This window comes from Streptomyces sp. SID4985 (genome assembly GCF_009863025.1).
In the GTDB taxonomy this organism is placed as follows: domain Bacteria; phylum Actinomycetota; class Actinomycetes; order Streptomycetales; family Streptomycetaceae; genus Streptomyces.
Genome location: NZ_WWIR01000677.1, coordinates 1 through 15,565, shown reverse-complemented (window position 1 = coordinate 15,565; position 15,565 = coordinate 1). Strand labels below are relative to the sequence as shown.

At 70.6% G+C, this 15,565-nt stretch carries 18 protein-coding genes and 1 tRNA gene; 11 read left to right on the top strand and 8 right to left on the bottom strand.

Annotated features, from left to right (window positions below; genetic code table 11):
* The first annotated feature begins 354 nt into the window (after positions 1-354).
* Positions 355-552 (top strand): ferredoxin, encoded by a 198-nt coding sequence (locus GTW40_RS29155; RefSeq protein WP_161183127.1) that lies wholly within the window; start codon positions 355-357, stop codon positions 550-552.
* Positions 553-670: 118 nt separating this feature from the next.
* On the opposite strand, the gene GTW40_RS29150 is transcribed toward GTW40_RS29155, so the two are convergent.
* Positions 671-1,054: a DUF6344 domain-containing protein gene (locus GTW40_RS29150; protein ID WP_161183126.1), complete on the bottom strand. Its 384-nt coding sequence runs from the start codon at positions 1,052-1,054 to the stop codon at positions 671-673.
* Positions 1,055-1,424: 370 nt separating this feature from the next.
* On the opposite strand from GTW40_RS29150, the gene GTW40_RS33435 reads away from it, so the two are divergent.
* Positions 1,425-1,553: a DLW-39 family protein gene (locus GTW40_RS33435; protein WP_003999697.1), complete on the top strand. Its 129-nt coding sequence runs from the start codon at positions 1,425-1,427 to the stop codon at positions 1,551-1,553.
* Positions 1,554-1,801: 248 nt separating this feature from the next.
* Entirely contained in the window at positions 1,802-3,187 is a 1,386-nt protein-coding gene (locus GTW40_RS29140; protein WP_202486558.1) for a hypothetical protein, read from the top strand.
* Here GTW40_RS29140 and GTW40_RS29135 read toward each other — a convergent pair.
* Together GTW40_RS29135 and GTW40_RS29130 are read right to left on the bottom strand one after the other, a co-directional pair.
* Positions 3,151-4,431 (bottom strand): serine/threonine-protein kinase, encoded by a 1,281-nt coding sequence (locus GTW40_RS29135; protein WP_161183124.1) that lies wholly within the window; start codon positions 4,429-4,431, stop codon positions 3,151-3,153. The two genes, GTW40_RS29140 and GTW40_RS29135, sit on opposite strands and share 37 nt — an antisense overlap.
* 78 nt (positions 4,432-4,509) lie before the next feature.
* Positions 4,510-5,058 (bottom strand): helix-turn-helix transcriptional regulator, encoded by a 549-nt coding sequence (locus GTW40_RS29130; RefSeq protein WP_161183123.1) that lies wholly within the window; start codon positions 5,056-5,058, stop codon positions 4,510-4,512.
* A 181-nt stretch (positions 5,059-5,239) separates the two neighbouring features.
* Here GTW40_RS29130 and GTW40_RS29125 point away from each other — a divergent pair.
* Positions 5,240-5,312 (top strand) — tRNA-Ala (locus tag GTW40_RS29125).
* 142 nt (positions 5,313-5,454) lie between these two features.
* Here GTW40_RS29125 and GTW40_RS29120 read toward each other — a convergent pair.
* Entirely contained in the window at positions 5,455-6,153 is a 699-nt protein-coding gene (locus GTW40_RS29120) for a DUF5324 family protein (protein ID WP_161183122.1), read from the bottom strand.
* Between the two features lie 319 nt (positions 6,154-6,472).
* Between GTW40_RS29120 and GTW40_RS29115 the strand changes: the two genes are divergently transcribed.
* Together GTW40_RS29115 and GTW40_RS29110 are read left to right on the top strand one after the other, a co-directional pair.
* Entirely contained in the window at positions 6,473-7,060 is a 588-nt protein-coding gene (locus tag GTW40_RS29115) for a peptidylprolyl isomerase (protein WP_161183121.1), read from the top strand.
* Positions 7,061-7,193: 133 nt separating this feature from the next.
* Complete coding sequence (locus tag GTW40_RS29110) at positions 7,194-8,096, top strand: rhomboid family intramembrane serine protease (protein WP_161183120.1); 903 nt, start codon at positions 7,194-7,196, stop codon at positions 8,094-8,096.
* A gap of 274 nt (positions 8,097-8,370) precedes the next feature.
* Here the strand turns inward: GTW40_RS29110 and crgA are convergent, their stop codons facing one another.
* Positions 8,371-8,622, bottom strand: a complete 252-nt coding sequence (crgA, locus tag GTW40_RS29105) for a cell division protein CrgA (RefSeq protein WP_161183119.1) — start codon at positions 8,620-8,622, stop codon at positions 8,371-8,373.
* Between the two features lie 151 nt (positions 8,623-8,773).
* Here crgA and GTW40_RS29100 point away from each other — a divergent pair, with 151 nt between their 5' ends.
* From GTW40_RS29100 to GTW40_RS29085, 5 genes are all read left to right on the top strand, one after another.
* Positions 8,774-9,559: a DUF881 domain-containing protein gene (locus GTW40_RS29100; RefSeq protein WP_161183118.1), complete on the top strand. Its 786-nt coding sequence runs from the start codon at positions 8,774-8,776 to the stop codon at positions 9,557-9,559.
* 209 nt (positions 9,560-9,768) lie between these two features.
* On the top strand, positions 9,769-9,930 hold the full coding sequence (locus tag GTW40_RS32850) for a hypothetical protein (protein ID WP_018547677.1): 162 nt from the start codon (positions 9,769-9,771) through the stop codon (positions 9,928-9,930).
* The gene (locus GTW40_RS29095; RefSeq protein WP_161183117.1) at positions 9,927-10,568 is read left to right on the top strand and encodes an aminodeoxychorismate/anthranilate synthase component II; all 642 of its coding nucleotides are present in this window, start codon (positions 9,927-9,929) and stop codon (positions 10,566-10,568) included. Before GTW40_RS32850 ends, GTW40_RS29095 begins: the two co-directional genes overlap by 4 nt.
* On the top strand, positions 10,565-11,671 hold the full coding sequence (locus GTW40_RS29090; protein ID WP_161183116.1) for a class E sortase: 1,107 nt from the start codon (positions 10,565-10,567) through the stop codon (positions 11,669-11,671). The genes GTW40_RS29095 and GTW40_RS29090 overlap by 4 nt, the downstream gene beginning before the upstream one ends.
* Before the next feature lie 31 nt (positions 11,672-11,702).
* Positions 11,703-12,455 (top strand): class E sortase, encoded by a 753-nt coding sequence (locus tag GTW40_RS29085; RefSeq protein WP_161183115.1) that lies wholly within the window; start codon positions 11,703-11,705, stop codon positions 12,453-12,455.
* 3 nt (positions 12,456-12,458) lie between these two features.
* On the opposite strand, the gene GTW40_RS29080 is transcribed toward GTW40_RS29085, so the two are convergent.
* The 3 genes from GTW40_RS29080 to GTW40_RS29070 all read right to left on the bottom strand — a co-directional run.
* Entirely contained in the window at positions 12,459-13,016 is a 558-nt protein-coding gene (locus GTW40_RS29080) for a restriction endonuclease (protein WP_161183114.1), read from the bottom strand.
* Between the two features lie 162 nt (positions 13,017-13,178).
* Positions 13,179-15,173, bottom strand: coding sequence for a Stk1 family PASTA domain-containing Ser/Thr kinase (pknB, locus tag GTW40_RS29075; protein WP_161183113.1), 1,995 nt, complete (start codon positions 15,171-15,173; stop codon positions 13,179-13,181).
* A 170-nt stretch (positions 15,174-15,343) separates the two neighbouring features.
* A partial coding sequence (locus GTW40_RS29070) for a penicillin-binding transpeptidase domain-containing protein (RefSeq protein WP_272919050.1) occupies positions 15,344-15,565 on the bottom strand: 222 nt, incomplete at its 5' end.

The following is a 15,565-nucleotide window of genomic DNA, read 5'->3' as shown; positions in this document are numbered from 1 at the left end:
GGCCGCCGGGACAGCCGCCCAGGGCGTCGAAGGTTCTCGGTCAACTTCGCCGGAACACGCCCGGCGGCCCCGCGTCGCCCGCCTCAGGACCCGGGCGGCGTCCGTATCCGCTCCGCACGACCTCGCGCCGGGCATGCCGATGCGGCGCGGGGCTCCCGGACCCCCGCTCGGTTCGGTACCGGTCCCCACGAGGGGAGGGACCGGTGCCGGACGAGCGGCGGCGCACAGTGTCCGCGTTCGCTGGCCCCGGTTCAGGCGGGCGTCGAGAGGGCAGGGTCGTGCTGTGCGCGGGGGCAGCCCGCACGGGAGCCGGTTCCCGTGACCCGGGCCCGCCGCCCGAGGAGGGGAGGACGCATGAAGGTCTCCGTGGACCGGGACGCGTGTTACGGCTCGTCCGACTGCGCGTTCCGGGTGCCGGCGGTGTTCGACTTCGTGGACGGGTACGGCGTGGTCCGGCCCGGCCGGGAGGACGCCGGGGACGATCCGGCGGTGCGGGAGGCGGCCGAGAAGTGTCCGTCCCGGGCTGTGGTGATAGAGGAGCAGCGGCCGTGAGGCCGGTGGATATGCGGCGCTGACCCCCGGCCGGGTCGGCCAGGGGTTCGCATCGACGGTCGCGTACGCAAGTCGCCGGGTGTCGAGACGTCAGCGGGTCTGTGTGCCGGGGACGACCTCAGCAGTCGAGCTGCGGGGTGTGCCGGTCGCTGCTCTCGGACTGTTCCGGGACGTACAGCCGGTGCGGGATCTTCGTGGCGGTGTCGAGGGCGGAGCGGGCACGGTTCCGGGAGTGGGGGGACTTCCCGTGGGCCTCGGCCCGGATGCGCTGCTTCATCGTGGGGGGCAGGGACCTCGCCTGGGGCCAGATCCTGTGCTGTGCCGCCGTGGCGGTCGCCGGGGCCGTGTGGTGCTCGGTGCTCCGGTTCGGGCTCTCGGTCGGGCTGCCGGTCCGGGCGGTGGCCGCCGGGGCGGTCACGGCGACGAGTCCGAGCGCCGTGCACAGCGCCAGGAAGGCGGTGACGAAGGCGGTCCACAGCTTCATGACCTTGGTGCGGGCCATGTCCCCTCACTTTCGGGTTGGGCGATTTGCGTACTTTCCTCATGATGTGCATGAGCGTCCGGATGTGGTGGACCTCGCGCCGTGGCGCGTCGATGTTCAGATGAACACCACACGGATGGCCGCAAGAGCCCGGAAAACCCCGCAAAACCAGGTGATGAGGATGAAGTGGGAGAAAGATGACCGTGCGTGCGGGTGTGACCAGCCTCGTGATCACCCTCCGGACGAACCTCGCTCCGCTCGGCTATCGCGGGCGTGGAAGAGGGAGTTGGGGCGGATGACGGGCCCCGACGCAGGTCACCGATCGGTATCGGCCGGTGTGTATAGTCGGGCGCCAGAGGTCCCCAACGCCAACGAAAGACGAGGTCGCGCGGTGAAGAAGCTGCTCCTGGTCGCACTGGCCGCCATCGGCGGTCTCCTCGTGTACCGCCAGATCCAGGCGGATCGCGCCGAGCAGGATCTGTGGACGGAGGCCACCGACTCCGTGCCCACGGGTTCCTGACCCCGGCACCACGATCTGAACCGAACCCCGGCCGCCCCGAGCGACCGGGGTTCCGTGTTGCCCGGCCCCACCGGCGTTGTCCGGCCCCACCGCTTCCGGTTGCCGGACTCCCAAGGCTGGTGTACGCCCGTGGGAACGGCCCGGACGTTTCGGACAACCGCGCGGAATGCCCGGATGGAGCAAGGGCCCCCGGTGCAGGATGGGCCCCAGACGTGGTGCGGACGATGGGGGAGGGACCAGGGGTGTCCATGCGGGGGCGAGGACGCGCGGGGTGGCGACGGCGGAGGTTCAGCACCGCGCGAGCACGGCGGACGTACGCCACCGCACCGGACCGGCGGCCCCGGCGACACCGCCCCTGCCGCACCGCCGCCCTCGTCGCGGCGCTCCTCCTGCACGCCCTCGCCGCCACCCCCGCCATGGCCGCCGAGGCCGGACCCCAGCCGTACGCCTTCGCCATCGGAGCCGAGTCCGTGTCCGGTGTGCCGGGCACCTCCGCGGCGCGGCCGCTGAAGGCGGGCCACACATACCGCAGCTCACTCCCCGCCCACGGCAAGCTCTACTACCGCCTCGACCTCGCCGCGACGGCCACGGCCTACGTCCCCGTCACCGCCGTACCCCCGGCGGGCACCACCGTCGCCTCCACCGACGGCATCCGTGTCTCGCTCCGCGACATCGACGGCAGCGCCTGCTCCTACTCCTCCGCCACCATCGGCGCCGCGCTGAGCCCGCGGCCCGTGACCGCGCTCGCCCAGCGCGACACCGGACGGACCCTGTGCGGGGGCGCGGGGACGTACTACCTGCTCGTCGAGCGCCTGGACAGCGGGGACTCCGGGTCGGACCGGACCTGGGACCTGGAGATCGCGCCCGTCACGGAGTCCCGCCCGGCCACGGCCGGTCCCACCACCCCGCCCGCCACCTGGGACTCGGCCACGCCCCGGCCGCCCGTCGGCACCCCGCGCACCCGGACCGGCGGCGCCGGATTCGCCACCGCGCGTCCGCTGGGCGAGGGCATCTGGCGTACCCGCGCCGCCCCCGGCACGACCCTCTTCTACGCGGTGCCCGTCGGCTGGGGGCAGCAGCTCCACGCCACCGCCGAACTCGGCGCCGCCCCCAGCGGCAGCGGCTACGTCGGCGGCGCCCTGGACCTCACCCTGCACAACCCCGTGCGCGGGCGCGTGGAGAACGCCTCCCTCGGCTTCACCGGCACACCGCGCACCGCCGTCCTGCCGCCGGTGCCCCCGGTGGAGTACGCCAACCGTTACGCGGTCACCGACGACGAGAACACCGTGCGCTTCGCCGGCCAGTACTACCTGGTCGTCCACGTCAGCTCGCGCCTGGCCGACAGCTTCGGGCCGGGTCCCTTCGAGGTGACGCTGACCGTGCGGGTCGACGGGCGGCGGCACGACGGTCCCCGGTACGCCGGGAAGTCGGTGCCGGACGGCCTCTTCGCCGTCAGCACCCAGGACTGGCAGGACGCCCTCGTCGACGAGAGCGGGGACGACGGAACCGCGATGCGGGTCCTCGCGGCCGGGGGCATCGGCACCGGGACCGCGCTGCTGCTCGGCCTCGGCGCCTGGACCCTCGCGGCCCGGCGGGCTCAGACCCGTACCAGCGCCCAGAAGCCGACGGCGTAGCAGGCCAGAGCCAGGAGAACGACGGGGACGGCGACCCGGGCCGGAGGACCCGGACGGCGGCGGTGGTGTTGCGCGGGAGCGCGGTGACCCTGGGCGGTGTACGGGGCGGTCGGGGGCTCGGCGGGAGGAGCGGCGGTCGGGGCTTCGACGGGGACGGCGGGAGTTTCGAGTGCTGCCTGAGGCGCGGGGGCGCCCGGTGCTTCCCGGGGTGCGGGGGGAGGCAGGTGGAAGCTTCCGGTGTCGGACATGGCGGGGTGGGCGGTGCGCGGGTCGGGCACCGGTGCCGGGGGTGTGTCCGGGTGTACGGCGCCGGGGCGCACAGCGTCCGGTCGTACGGCGTCGGGGCGTACACCAGAGGCCCGTTTCGCCGGACCCTCCGGGCCGAACCCGTCCGGCAGCGGGCCGAGTTGGTCGAAGACCTCGACCGGTTCGTCGTCGGGACCGGGGGCGGGCAGAAGCTCCAGGGCCGAGGCGAGTGCCTTGCGCACCCCCGTCGCCGAGCGGAACCTGGCGCCCGGGTCGGGCTGGAGGAGACCCGCGACGACCTGCCACAACGGCTCGGGGATGCGCGCGGGCGCACTCGGTGTGCCGTGCTCCAGGAAGTACCGCACGATCGCCTTGGCGTCCGGCTTGGCCCCCTCCAGCAGGTACAGGGCGACCAGCCCCACCGCGAACAGGTCGGCCGGGAAGTCCGGTTCGCCGCCCAGCATCTGTTCGGGCGCCAGATAACCGGGGGTGCCCACCACGAGGTCGGTCTCGGTCAGCCGGGGCTCGCCCAGGCGCATGGCGATGCCGAAGTCGGACAGCCGCAGCCGGGGGCGTCCGGTGCCGGTGGCTTCCAGGAGGATGTTGGCGGGTTTGACGTCCCGGTGCACCACGCCCTCGGCGTGGACGGCGTCGAGCCCGGCCAGGAGCTGGTCGAGCAGCTCGCACACGAAGCGGGGCGGCAGCGGGCCGTAGTCGTTGACCAGGTGCACCAGTGAGCCGCCGGAGACCAGGTCCATGGTGAAGAGCACCTGGTCGTCGTCGGCGGCCCAGCTCGCCGGGGCGAGGACGTGCGGATGATCGATGCGCAGGGCCTGTTCGCGGACGAAGCGCAGCAAGGCGTGGGCGTCGCGCTGCTGGAGCACCTTCGCGGCCACGTAACGCCGCCGCCGGTGGTCCCAGGCGCGCCATACGGCGCCCACACCGCCGCGCCCGATCGGGTCGGCCAGCTCGTACCGGCCGCCGAACACCTCACCCATGCGTGCGGCTCCTCCCCCTGGTCCGGTGCGCCGTCCGGTCGGCGTCCCGACCCCCACGGGACGCGCGCCGGACGGCGGTCAGCTCTGGTGGGACTGGTAGTGCGCGACCGCGTCGGAGGTGCGGCCCGCCCCGTAGACCCGGAGGAACTCTGCCAGCTCGGGGTGGGCCGGGGCGATGCTTTCGGCGGCCTCGATGATGTCGCCCGCGGCGGCGACGGAGCGCAGCAGCGACTGGATCTCGCGGACGACGCGCTTGACGGTCGGCGCGCCCGAACTGTTCGTCGTCTGCGCGGTGTTGCTGAGCACGGAGCCGCCCTGGGACTTCTTGATCTCGTCCATCCGCTCGGTCGCCTCGGCGGCGCTGACGCTGCCGTCCGCGACCTGGGCGGCCAGTTCCTGCAACAGCTGCACCCGCTGGACCACCGCGGGATTGCCGATCTTCGCGCGCTGGCCGCTCATCAGCTGCGACAGCATCGGAGCGGACAGACCCAGGACCGCCGCCAGCCGGGCCTGGTTGAGCCCGAGATCCTCGATGAGCTTACGGAAGAGCGCCCCCAGTGGCTCCCCGTACCAGTTCCGCTGCAGCTCCCGCGCTCTCGCGGTCGCTTCCTGCTGTGCGGCGTCCATTGCGTCTCCCCATCGCTTCCCCATTGAACCGCGGTTCGCTCACGCGAACCTTGTCGAGCATCCTACGGAGCGTGGTCAGACGCGGGGAGCCCCAAAGTTTTTGCCGTATACCCGGGGTGACCCGGTACTCTGGTCTGCGGCGCCCGTCGGGAGAACCTTCTCCGGCCGGACGCTGCCGCACGGGGCCTTAGCTCAGTTGGTAGAGCGCCGTCTTTGCATGGCGGATGTCAGGGGTTCGACTCCCCTAGGCTCCACAAAAAACCCCTCTGACCTGCGGAAACGCAGGTCAGAGGGGTTTCTTTGTGCCGTTTTCGCCGCCGTTCGCGCACAGGACGCGGGGCAGGCGGTTCACAACTCGCCTGCCCCTGCGGTCCGATGGCGGTGCCGGGTCCGCCGTCAGGTGTTCTCGTCGTCGTTGGACGAGTCCTCCTCGTTCTCCTTGGCACGGACCTCCGGGTCCAGGGGGGAGCCGGTGCGGTCCACCGAGTGGAGGCGGGCGGCGTCGGGCATCTCCGTGGCGGCGGGGGGTTCGACCAGCCAGTCGGGGTTGGCCTGCTTGTCCCACCACTTCCAGACGGCGAGCGCGGTACCGGCGACGAGGGAGGCCAGGGCCGCGTACTTCAGGGCGCGGCGGGCCGTGCAGCGGCGTTCGTTGCGGCGGGCCAGCTTCTTGATCTGCTGGGCGGAGACGTTGCCGCGCAGCGCGACCAGGGCGGCGGCACCGCGCGTCGCGGCCTCGTCGTAGACCGGACCGGCGGCGGCCACGGCCTGTTCGATCCGCGGGCGCGAGTACTCCGCCGCCTGCTTGGCGGCCTTGCGGGTCAGCTCCGCGGCCTCCTGCGCGGCCTGGTCCACCTTCGGCGGGACATGGGCGAGTGCCTGCTCAAGACGGGGGGCGAGCAGCGCGTCGTACTGCACACGGGCCTGGTCGGCGGCCTGGGACATCACGGGCGCGAGCCGTACGCGTGCCTCCTGCGCGTAGTACGCGGCACGCTCCTTGGCCGTGTCGGCGTAGGGCGCCACCACGTCCGCGGCGTGCAGCACGCTGTCCTTCGCCGAGCCGGTCGCGGCGCGCACGCTCTCGATGCGGGTCACGGGAACCTCCTCCTCGGTGGCGGTACGGTATGTCGACTGTCCACCCTGTTACGGATCATGCCTGTCCGGGGCCGGTACGGCATGTGCGAGCGGGCATACGGGTGCCGATCGCTTCACACGTACGGAATTCCGGGCAACGGGCCCACCGCCGACCCTGCCACGAATCCCCGCCGCGCGCCGCTCTCCGCGGCGAACCGGTGGCAGTACGGCGCGGAACTCGTGGTCGTCCGGGGCCCGCTGCCCCACGGCGTGCGACGATCGAGGCCTTTCCGGGAATGACGACGGAAACGAACGACGGAAACAACAGGGAAGGCACCCCGTGGCCGAGCAGCTCCACGCCACTCTCAAGACCGATCGCGGCGACATCAGGATCCGGCTGTTCCCGAACCACACCCCGGCCACCGTCAGGAACTTCGTCGAACTCGCCGGGGGCGAGCGTGCCTGGAAGAACCCCGAGACCGGCGCGGAAAGCACCGAACCGCTCTACGACGGAACGGTCTTCCACCGGGTGATCAGCGGCTTCATGATCCAGGGCGGTGACCCGCTCGGCACCGGCATCGGCGGACCCGGCTACCAGTTCGCCGACGAGTTCCACCCCGATCTGTCCTTCAACCGGCCCTATCTGGTCGCCATGGCCAACGCCGGTCCGGGCACCAACGGCTCGCAGTTCTTCATCACCGTCTCCCCGACCGTGTGGCTCAACCGCAAGCACACGATCTTCGGCGAGGTCGCCGACCCGGAGAGCCGGAAGGTGGTCGACGCCATCGCCGCCGTCCCCACCGGGCGTGATCACCGCCCGGTCGAGGACGTGGTGATCGAGACCGTCCTCGTGGAGCGGACCGGGCAGGAGCAGGGTAAGGGCCAGACGGGGAAGGACACGGGGAAGGACATGGAGACGACCGGGTAGTCCTCGGAGACCGGGGCATCGCAGACGCCCGGGGACGGAAAGGCCGGAGGGGAACCAAATGCCCCGCTCGTCCGTAAGGATGGGCAGGGCGGGGTATCGCCCGGCGATGTCCCGCGACGGACAAGGGGATCTCATGGACCAGGCCGCAGCCGGCGCCCGGGACGCCCGGAGCCTGCCCGCGTGCTATCGGCACCCGGACCGCGAGACCGGTGTGCGCTGCACCCGTTGCGACCGCCCGATCTGCCCGGAGTGCATGGTCGACGCCTCGGTCGGCTTCCAGTGCCCCGACTGCGTGCGCGGCACCGCGCACGTCCCCCGTCCCGGCGGTGCCACCCCGGCCCCGGCCGCCGCCGCGCCCCGCACCCTGACCGGAGGGCGGCACACCGCCGACCCCCGGCTCGTCACCAAGGTCCTCATCGGGCTCAACATCGTCTTCTTCGCGATCCAGCAGATCGTCGGCGCCGCCTTCACCAACCGCTTCGAGCTGATCGGCCACGCGATCGTCCCGCAGCTCGGCGTACAGGGGGTGGCGGACGGTCAGTACTACCGGCTGCTCACCGCGATGTTCCTGCACGGCGGCTTTCTGCACATCGTGTTCAACATGCTCAGCCTGTGGTGGATCGGCGGCCCGCTCGAAGCGGCGCTCGGCCGCGCCCGCTATCTGTCCCTCTATCTGGTCTCCGGGCTGGCGGGCAGCGCGCTCAGCTATCTGCTGGCCCCTCCCAACACGCCCTCCCTGGGCGCCTCCGGTGCGATCTTCGGCCTCTTCGGCGCCACCGTCGTCCTGGTACGGCGGCTCAACTACGACATGCGGCCGGTCGTCGTCCTGCTGGTGATCAACCTGGTCATCACGTTCCAGGTCCCCGGCATCGCGTGGCAGGCCCACATCGGCGGCCTGGTCGCCGGTCTCGGCATCGGCTACGCGATGATCCACGCCCCGCGCGACCGACGGCAGCTGATCCAGTACGGCGCCTGTGCGCTGGCCCTCGTCGTGGTGGCGATTCTCACCCTGGTCAGAACCGCTCAGCTGACCTGACCCGAACCGTTGTCCACAGCGCGTGCGCGATCTTGTGCACAGTGTGCGGGAACAGCTGTGCCCCCCGTCGCTCGGATGAGTTTCCGCAGGTCAAGCAGGGGGCAATGGTTGATCTTCAGCTGGTGGGGCAGTCACATCGGCGTCAACGAGCGGTGAGTTATCCACAGATCGTAGTTTCTTTTCCCCAGGCACATGTGGAAACTCTGCCCAAGGCTGTGGATAACTCAGTGAAGGGCCGTGGGCAGAGGTGCCCGGGCCCCACCGTGCGGTCCCGCTACTTCCACTGCGTGGAGACGCCGAACCCGGCCGCGATGAAGCCGAAGCCCACGACGATGTTCCAGTTGTCCAGGCTGTCGATCGGCAGCGAGCCGTCGGTCACGTAGAAGACCACGATCCACGCCAGGCCGATGAGGAACATGGCCAGCATGACGGGCGCGACCCAGGCGCTGTTGCCGAGCTTGACGGCCTGCGCCCTCACGGGTGGCGGCGTGTAGTCGGCCTTCTTGCGGATACGTGACTTCGGCACGAGGGTCTCTCCTGTCGATGCGCTGCGTGGCCGCGCAGGTAACGGGTCGGGCTCGGGGCAGCGTACAAGGGGACAGTAAGGGCACACTGAGTGCTCCCCCGGGCGTCCGTTAGCGTAGTGCTTCTACGGCGCCGAAGGAGATAAGGGTACGTTGAGCAATTCTGCCGACTCCCCCGGTTCGGGATCAATGGGTCCGGCCCGTTCCCGTGCGCGCCTGAAGCCGGTGCGGATCCTCACGGCGGGCGTTTTCGCCCTGGCCGGCCTGATCTTCTTCACCAGCTTCGACACCGCCAAGGGCACGGACATCCGCACCGACACCTCGTTGCTCAAGCTGTCCGACCTCATCCAGGAGCGCAGCCGCAAGAACAAGGGGCTGGACGAGTCCAACGCGACCCTGCGCGAGCGGGTGGAGTCGCTGGCCGAGAGCGACGACGGCAGCAGCCGCACCGAGGACGAGAAACTCGGCGGTCTGGAGCGCAGCGCGGGCACGCACGCGCTGACCGGCAAGGCGATCACCGTCACCCTGAACGACGCCCCGCCGAACGCCACCGCCAAGCTCCCCGGCTACCCCGAGCCGCAGCCCGACTACCTGGTGATCCACCAGCAGGACCTCCAGGCCGTGGTCAACGCCCTGTGGCACGGCGGCGCCAAGGGCATCAAGGTCATGGACCAGCGGCTGATCTCCACCAGTGCGGTGCGCTGCGTCGGCAACACCCTGATCCTCCAGGGCCGCGTCTACTCGCCCCCGTACAAGATCACGGCGGTCGGCGACCCGGACCGGCTCCAGCAGGCGCTCGCGGACAGCAAGGCGATCCAGACGTACATGGTGTACGTCAACGTCTACGGCCTCGGCTGGCAGGTCGCCGACAACGGCACCGTCACGCTGCCCGGCTACACGGGCACCGTGGACCTGCACTACGCGCGCCCCGTCGGATAGGAGCCCCGCGAGCGCCCGGTGACCACTCCCCGGGAGACCGGCGCAGGGCGTCGCACAACCCGTTCCGTCACCCGTTGAGGCGATCGCCGCCGGGCCACGTATGTCCGGGTGTCGACCCGGCCTGTGGACAACGGCCGGGAGCCCGTCCGGCGCCGTTAGTCTGGTGCGGTACGGCGTGAGTCTGTGCCGTGAGGAACGGAAGGGACGGCATGTACGGCTTGATCTGGCGGCTTCTGCCGGGCAACACGTGGGTGAAGGCCCTGCTCTCACTCGTGCTGGTCCTGGCCGTGGTCTACGTCCTGTTCCAGTACGTGTTCCCGTGGGCCGAACCACTGCTGCCCTTCAACGATGTGACGGTGGACCACCAGTGAGCAGTGCCCGGATTCTCGTTGTCGACAACTACGACAGCTTCGTCTTCAACCTCGTCCAGTACCTGTACCAGCTGGGCGCCGAGTGCGAGGTCCTGCGCAACGACGAGGTCACCACGGCCCACGCGCAGGACGGCTTCGACGGCGTCCTGCTCTCGCCCGGGCCGGGCACGCCCGAGGAGGCGGGGGGGTGCGTGGACATGGTCCGGCACTGCGCCGCGACCGGTGTGCCGGTGTTCGGGGTGTGCCTGGGAATGCAGTCGATGCAGGTGGCGTACGGCGGCGTCGTCGACCGCGCGCCCGAGCTGCTGCACGGCAAGACCTCCCCGGTGATCCACGGCGGCAAGGGCGTCTTCGCCGGGCTGCCCTCGCCCTTCACCGCGACCCGCTACCACTCGCTCGCCGCCGAGCCGGCCACCGTCCCGGCCGAGCTGGAGGTCACCGCCCGCACCGAGGACGGGATCATCATGGGGCTGCGGCACCGCGAACTCCCGGTGGAGGGCGTGCAGTTCCACCCCGAGTCGGTGCTGACCGAGCACGGGCACCGGATGCTGGCCAACTGGCTGGTCGAGTGCGGCGACCAGGGTGCCGTGGCGAGGTCGGCGGGGCTCGCCCCGGTGGTGGGCAGGTCCACGGCGTGACCGCGCTGCGCCCCGAGCGCGAGGACGTGTACGGCGAGGCGCCGTACGGGTCCTACGGCCCGGCGTTCACGGGCGCGGGCGACCCGCCGACGGCACGGATGCCGGCCGTGGACGGGCAGGGCGGCGTGCCCGGGGGCGCACCGGAGCCGCGGCCCGACGAGCAGACGATGGCACTGCGGCTGCCCGAGCCGCCACCGGAGGCCGGGAGCGGCTCTGGGGGCGCCTCTGGGGGGCGTTCGGGCCGGTCGGGCTCCCCGGGGGCCACCGGTGGCCGCGCGGCCCGCAGGAAGGCCGCCAAGCGCGGCGGCGGCCGGGGTGCCGGACGGCACGGCGGTACCAAGGACGCGGCGGACACGGCGAGTTCGGCCGCCGCGGACTCCGGGCGGCCGCTGTCCCGGGTCGAGGCCCGTCGGCAGGCGCGGGCGAACAAGCCCGGCGCGGCCGTCATGGTGAGCCGCGCGGTCGGCGAGGTCTTCATCACCACCGGCGTGCTGATGCTGCTGTTCGTCACCTACCAGCTGTGGTGGACGAACGTGCGCGCGCACGCGCAGGCGGGCAGCGAGACCCATCAGCTCCAGGACGACTGGGCGAGCGGCAAACGGGCGCCCGGCGTCTTCGAGCCCGGACAGGGCTTCGCGATCCTGCACATACCCAAGCTGGACGTGGTGGTGCCGATCGCCGAGGGCGTCAGCAACAAGCGGGTGCTCGACAAGGGAATGGTCGGGCACTACGGCGAGGCGCCGCTGAAGACGGCCATGCCGGACGACAAGTCGGGCAACTTCGGCCTGGCCGCGCACCGCAACACGCACGGTGAGCCGTTCCGGTACATCAACAAGCTCGTCGCGGGTGACGCGGTCGTCGTCGAGACACAGGACAAGTACTTCGTGTACAAGGTCACTTCGATGCTTCCGGTGACACCGCCGTCCAACACCAGTGTGCTGGACGCGGTCCCCCGGCAGTCGGGCTTCACGGCGCCGGGCCGGTACATCACCCTCACCACGTGCACTCCGGAGTTCACCAGCAAGTACCGGCTGATCGTCTGGGGCAAGATGGTTGAGGAACGCCCGCGCACCAAGGGCAAGCCGGACGCGCTCATCGAGTAGTCGAGCCGAGTCGAACAGGGGCACAGGACGAGTGGCAGCCACCGCCGACGACACCGCAGCACACACGGACGCGTCGGGCGCGGGGAGCGCCTCGCGCCCTCCCCGGCCCGGACCGGTCGCCCTGGTGGTGAGTTTCCTCGGCGAGGTCCTCATGACGGTGGGTGTGGTCCTCGGGCTGTTCGTCGTCTACTCCCTGTGGTGGACGAACGTCGTCGCGGACCGGCACGCTGACCAGCAGGCGGACAAGGTCCGTGACCACTGGGCCAGTTCGCCCGACACCGGCCCCGGCGCGCTCGACACCAAGGACGGCATCGGCTTCCTGCACGTCCCCTCGATGCGCAACGGCGCCGTGCTGGTGGAGAAGGGCACCTCGACCGACGTCCTCGACGAGGGCGTGGCGGGCTACTACACCGAACCCGTCAAGGCCGTACTCCCGACGACGGGCAAGAAGGGCAACTTCACCCTCGCCGCCCACCGTGACGGCCACGGCGCCAAGTTCCACAACATCGACAAGGTGCGCGAGGGCGATCCGGTCGTCTTCGAGACCAAGGACGACTGGTACGTCTACAAGGTCTACTCGATCCTCTCCGAGACCTCGAAGTACAACGTCGACGTCATCGACCAGGTCCCCGAGGAGTCCGGCAAGAAGAAGCCGGGCCACTACATCACCCTGACGACCTGCACCCCGGTCTACACGAGCCGCTACCGCTACGTGGTCTGGGGCGAACTGGAGCGAGTCCAGAAGGTCGACAGCAAGCGCACCCCGCCGAAGGAACTCCGCTGACCCTCAGCGCCTCCCCTCCAGCCGCCGCAGCCGGGCGGAGTGCTGCCTGAGCCGGTGCTCGGCCCGGCGGACGTCACCGTGCAGCGCGGTCAGCTCGCGGCGGTGTTCGCCCGAGGTCTCGATCAGGGCGTTGAACATCGGGACGACGGTGCGGCCCAGGTGCTCCATGTCGAGCAGATAGGTGCGCACCCGCCGGGCGACCTCGCTGTCGCGGAGCAGCATGGCGATGTCGAGGACGGCTCGGCGGGAGTAGACGGTGAGGCCGGACCGGGGCTGTGGATAACTTCCGGAATAGCGTGACAAGATGTCACGCTTAAATTCCCGCAGGTCACGGCCCTGAAGCGTCACCATCCCGTTCTGGCACAGCTCCTCACGGTGCCGTGCCTTGATCTGTCGGATGGCCTCGACACTCACTCCGAAATACGCCGCCACCATCGCCGTCGTCACATGCAGCCCGTCCGGCAGCAGGGCGAGTGTCTTCACCCGGTCCAGCACATCCGTGCGCTCCAGCACGGAGCTGCGTAGTGCCCTGGACTCCAGGAGTGCCGTCTGGTCGATCATGCCCTGCCCCCTTCGATGCGCGTGCGGCCCTGCGGCCGGGCGGGGCGATGCGGCCCCACCCGATCGGTCAACCGACCGGCGCGCGGACGAGGGCACGACCCCCGGAAAACCACGGTCCCCCGGCACCAGGCGGTGCCGGGGGACCGGAGCGGGCGGGACGGGTCAGCCGTTCGTACCGCCGAAGATGTTAGGGAAACCGCCGTTGTTGCCGTTTCCCTTCGCGGTTGTCAGGGCGATGTTGGTGCCCGGGTTCACCGGGTTGCCCGGGCCCGGGTCGGCGCGAACAACGATGGCGTCGTCGTCCTGGCTGCCCTGGATGGTGAACGGGAGGTTCGCGCTCTGGAGCTGCTGGCGGGCATCCTTGAGCTGCTGGCCGACGACATTGGGCACCACGACCGGCTGCTGCGCCTGCACCTGAGCCACATTGACCGCGACCGGCGTGTTCTTCTTGACCGATTCGCCCGCCGCCGGGTTGGTGCCCGTGACCTTGCCGTTCTGGGCCGGGTCCGTGGCCGAGGTGTCGGGGGTGCAGGTCGCCGCCGGGGCGAGTTCCGCCTGCTGCAGCTTGGCCCTGGCCTCGTCACAGCTCAGACCGGCGACGTCCGGGACCGCGACCTTCTCATCGGGCTTGGCCACGATCAGCGTGATGGTGGAGCCCTTCTGGACCTGCCTGCCGTCCACCGGGTTCTGTTCGAGCACCTTGTCGGGGGTGTCGTCGCTGACCCGCGCCACCTTCTTGACCGTGAACTTGTAGTCGTCGCCCTCGAGCTTGGTCCGGGCGTCGTCGAAGGAGAGGCCGATCACGCTCGGGACGGTGACCTTGGGCGCGCCCGTGGAGACGACCAGCTTGAGGGTGTCGCCCTTCTTGACGTCCGTACCGGCCGCCGGGTCCTGCGAGCAGACGTTGCCCTTGGGCTGCTCCTCGCAGGGCTTGCGTTCCTCGGTGAGCGTCAGACCGACGTTGTCGGCCTGTTGCTTGGCGTCGGCGTAGCTGATGCCGACGAGGTTCGGGGACTTGAAGGACTTGTTCCCGGGACCGCCGCCGAACGCGTACATGCCGAGCAGGATGGCGCCGACCAGCACCAGCACACCGGCGACCACGAGCAGGATCGTCGAGGTGTTGTTGCTCTTCTTCGGCTGGCGCCGCCGGTCCGGGCGGTCGTCGTAGCCGTAGCCGCCGTCGTCGGGGCCCATCGGCGGGATCATCGTCGTCGCCCCGGCCGGCTCGGCGCGCATGGCCGTGGTGGCCTGGGAGTCGGGGTAGCCCCCGTAGTTGCCGTAGCCGACCGAGCCCATGGCGGCGCTGGCGGCGACGGGACGGCCGTCGAGGCAGGCCTCGATGTCCTGGCGCATCTCGTCGGCGGACTGGTAGCGGTAGTCCGGGTCCTTGACCAGTGCCTTGAGGACGATCGCGTCCATCTCGGGGGTGATCTCGGGGTCGAACACGCTGGGCGACTGCGGTTCCTCGCGCACGTGCTGGTAGGCCACGGCCACGGGCGAGTCGCCGACGAAGGGAGGACGGACGGTCAGCAGTTCGTAGAGCAGACAGCCGGTGGAGTAGAGGTCCGAGCGGGCGTCGACCTGCTCGCCCTTGGCCTGCTCCGGCGAGAGGTACTGCGCGGTGCCGATGACGGCCGAGGTCTGGGTCATCGTCATACCGGAGTCGCCCATGGCGCGCGCGATGCCGAAGTCCATGACCTTGACCTGGCCGTTGCGCGTCAGCATGACGTTGGCCGGCTTGATGTCACGGTGGACGATGCCGCTGCGGTGGGCGTACTCCAGACCCTGGAGGATGCCGATCGTCATCTCCATGGAGCGCTCCGGCAGCAGTTTGCGGCCGGAGTGCAGCAGTTCACGGAGCGTGGAGCCGTCGACGTACTCCATGACGATGTACGGGATCGAGACCCCGTCGATGTAGTCCTCGCCCGTGTCGTAGACCGCGACGATCGCGGGATGGTTGAGCGAGGCGGCCGACTGGGCCTCCCGGCGGAACCGGGCCTGGAAGGACGGGTCGCGCGCGAGATCCGCGCGGAGCGTCTTCACTGCCACAGTGCGGCCGAGGCGGGTGTCATGTGCGAGGTAGACCTCGGCCATGCCACCGCGACCAAGCACATGGCCCAGTTCGTACCGGCCGCCTAGGCGACGCGGCTCTTCCATAGCTACCTACCAGCCCTCTCCGTCGGTCCCGGTCTGCACGTGTGTGCGACCGGAGGCTGTCGTCCGGGCCCTACCGTACCGGTCCCGCTCTGTGTGACCTGGCCGAGCCGGTAACCCGATACCGGACCGGTATAGCAACGTGCACCGTTGTGGAGGTGACGTGATCGGGCTCACTTCTTGGAGTTGATGACCGCCTGCATGACGCTCTTCGCGATCGGGGCGGCCAGGCCACCGCCGGAGATGTCGTCACGGACGGCGTTGTCGTCCTCGATGACCACCGCGACCGCGACCGGGGAGCTGTTGTCGGGCAGCTTGGCGTAGGAGATGAACCACGCGTACGGGTTCTCGCTGTTGTCCACGCCGTGCTGCGCGGTACCGGTCTTGCCGCCGAC

Excerpts from the sequence above, each read along its gene's own strand:
- GTW40_RS29155 (WP_161183127.1), top strand. The coding sequence starts at position 355 with ATGAAGGTCTCCGTGGACCGGGACGCGTGTTACGGCTCGTCCGACTGC.
- GTW40_RS29150 (WP_161183126.1), bottom strand. The coding sequence starts at position 1,054 with ATGGCCCGCACCAAGGTCATGAAGCTGTGGACCGCCTTCGTCACCGCC.
- GTW40_RS29140 (WP_202486558.1), top strand. The coding sequence starts at position 1,802 with ATGCGGGGGCGAGGACGCGCGGGGTGGCGACGGCGGAGGTTCAGCACC.
- GTW40_RS29135 (WP_161183124.1), bottom strand. The coding sequence starts at position 4,431 with ATGGGTGAGGTGTTCGGCGGCCGGTACGAGCTGGCCGACCCGATCGGG.
- GTW40_RS29130 (WP_161183123.1), bottom strand. The coding sequence starts at position 5,058 with ATGGACGCCGCACAGCAGGAAGCGACCGCGAGAGCGCGGGAGCTGCAG.
- GTW40_RS29110 (WP_161183120.1), top strand. The coding sequence starts at position 7,194 with ATGGACCAGGCCGCAGCCGGCGCCCGGGACGCCCGGAGCCTGCCCGCG.
- GTW40_RS32850 (WP_018547677.1), top strand. The coding sequence starts at position 9,769 with ATGTACGGCTTGATCTGGCGGCTTCTGCCGGGCAACACGTGGGTGAAG.
- GTW40_RS29080 (WP_161183114.1), bottom strand. The coding sequence starts at position 13,016 with ATGATCGACCAGACGGCACTCCTGGAGTCCAGGGCACTACGCAGCTCC.
- pknB (WP_161183113.1), bottom strand. The coding sequence starts at position 15,173 with ATGGAAGAGCCGCGTCGCCTAGGCGGCCGGTACGAACTGGGCCATGTG.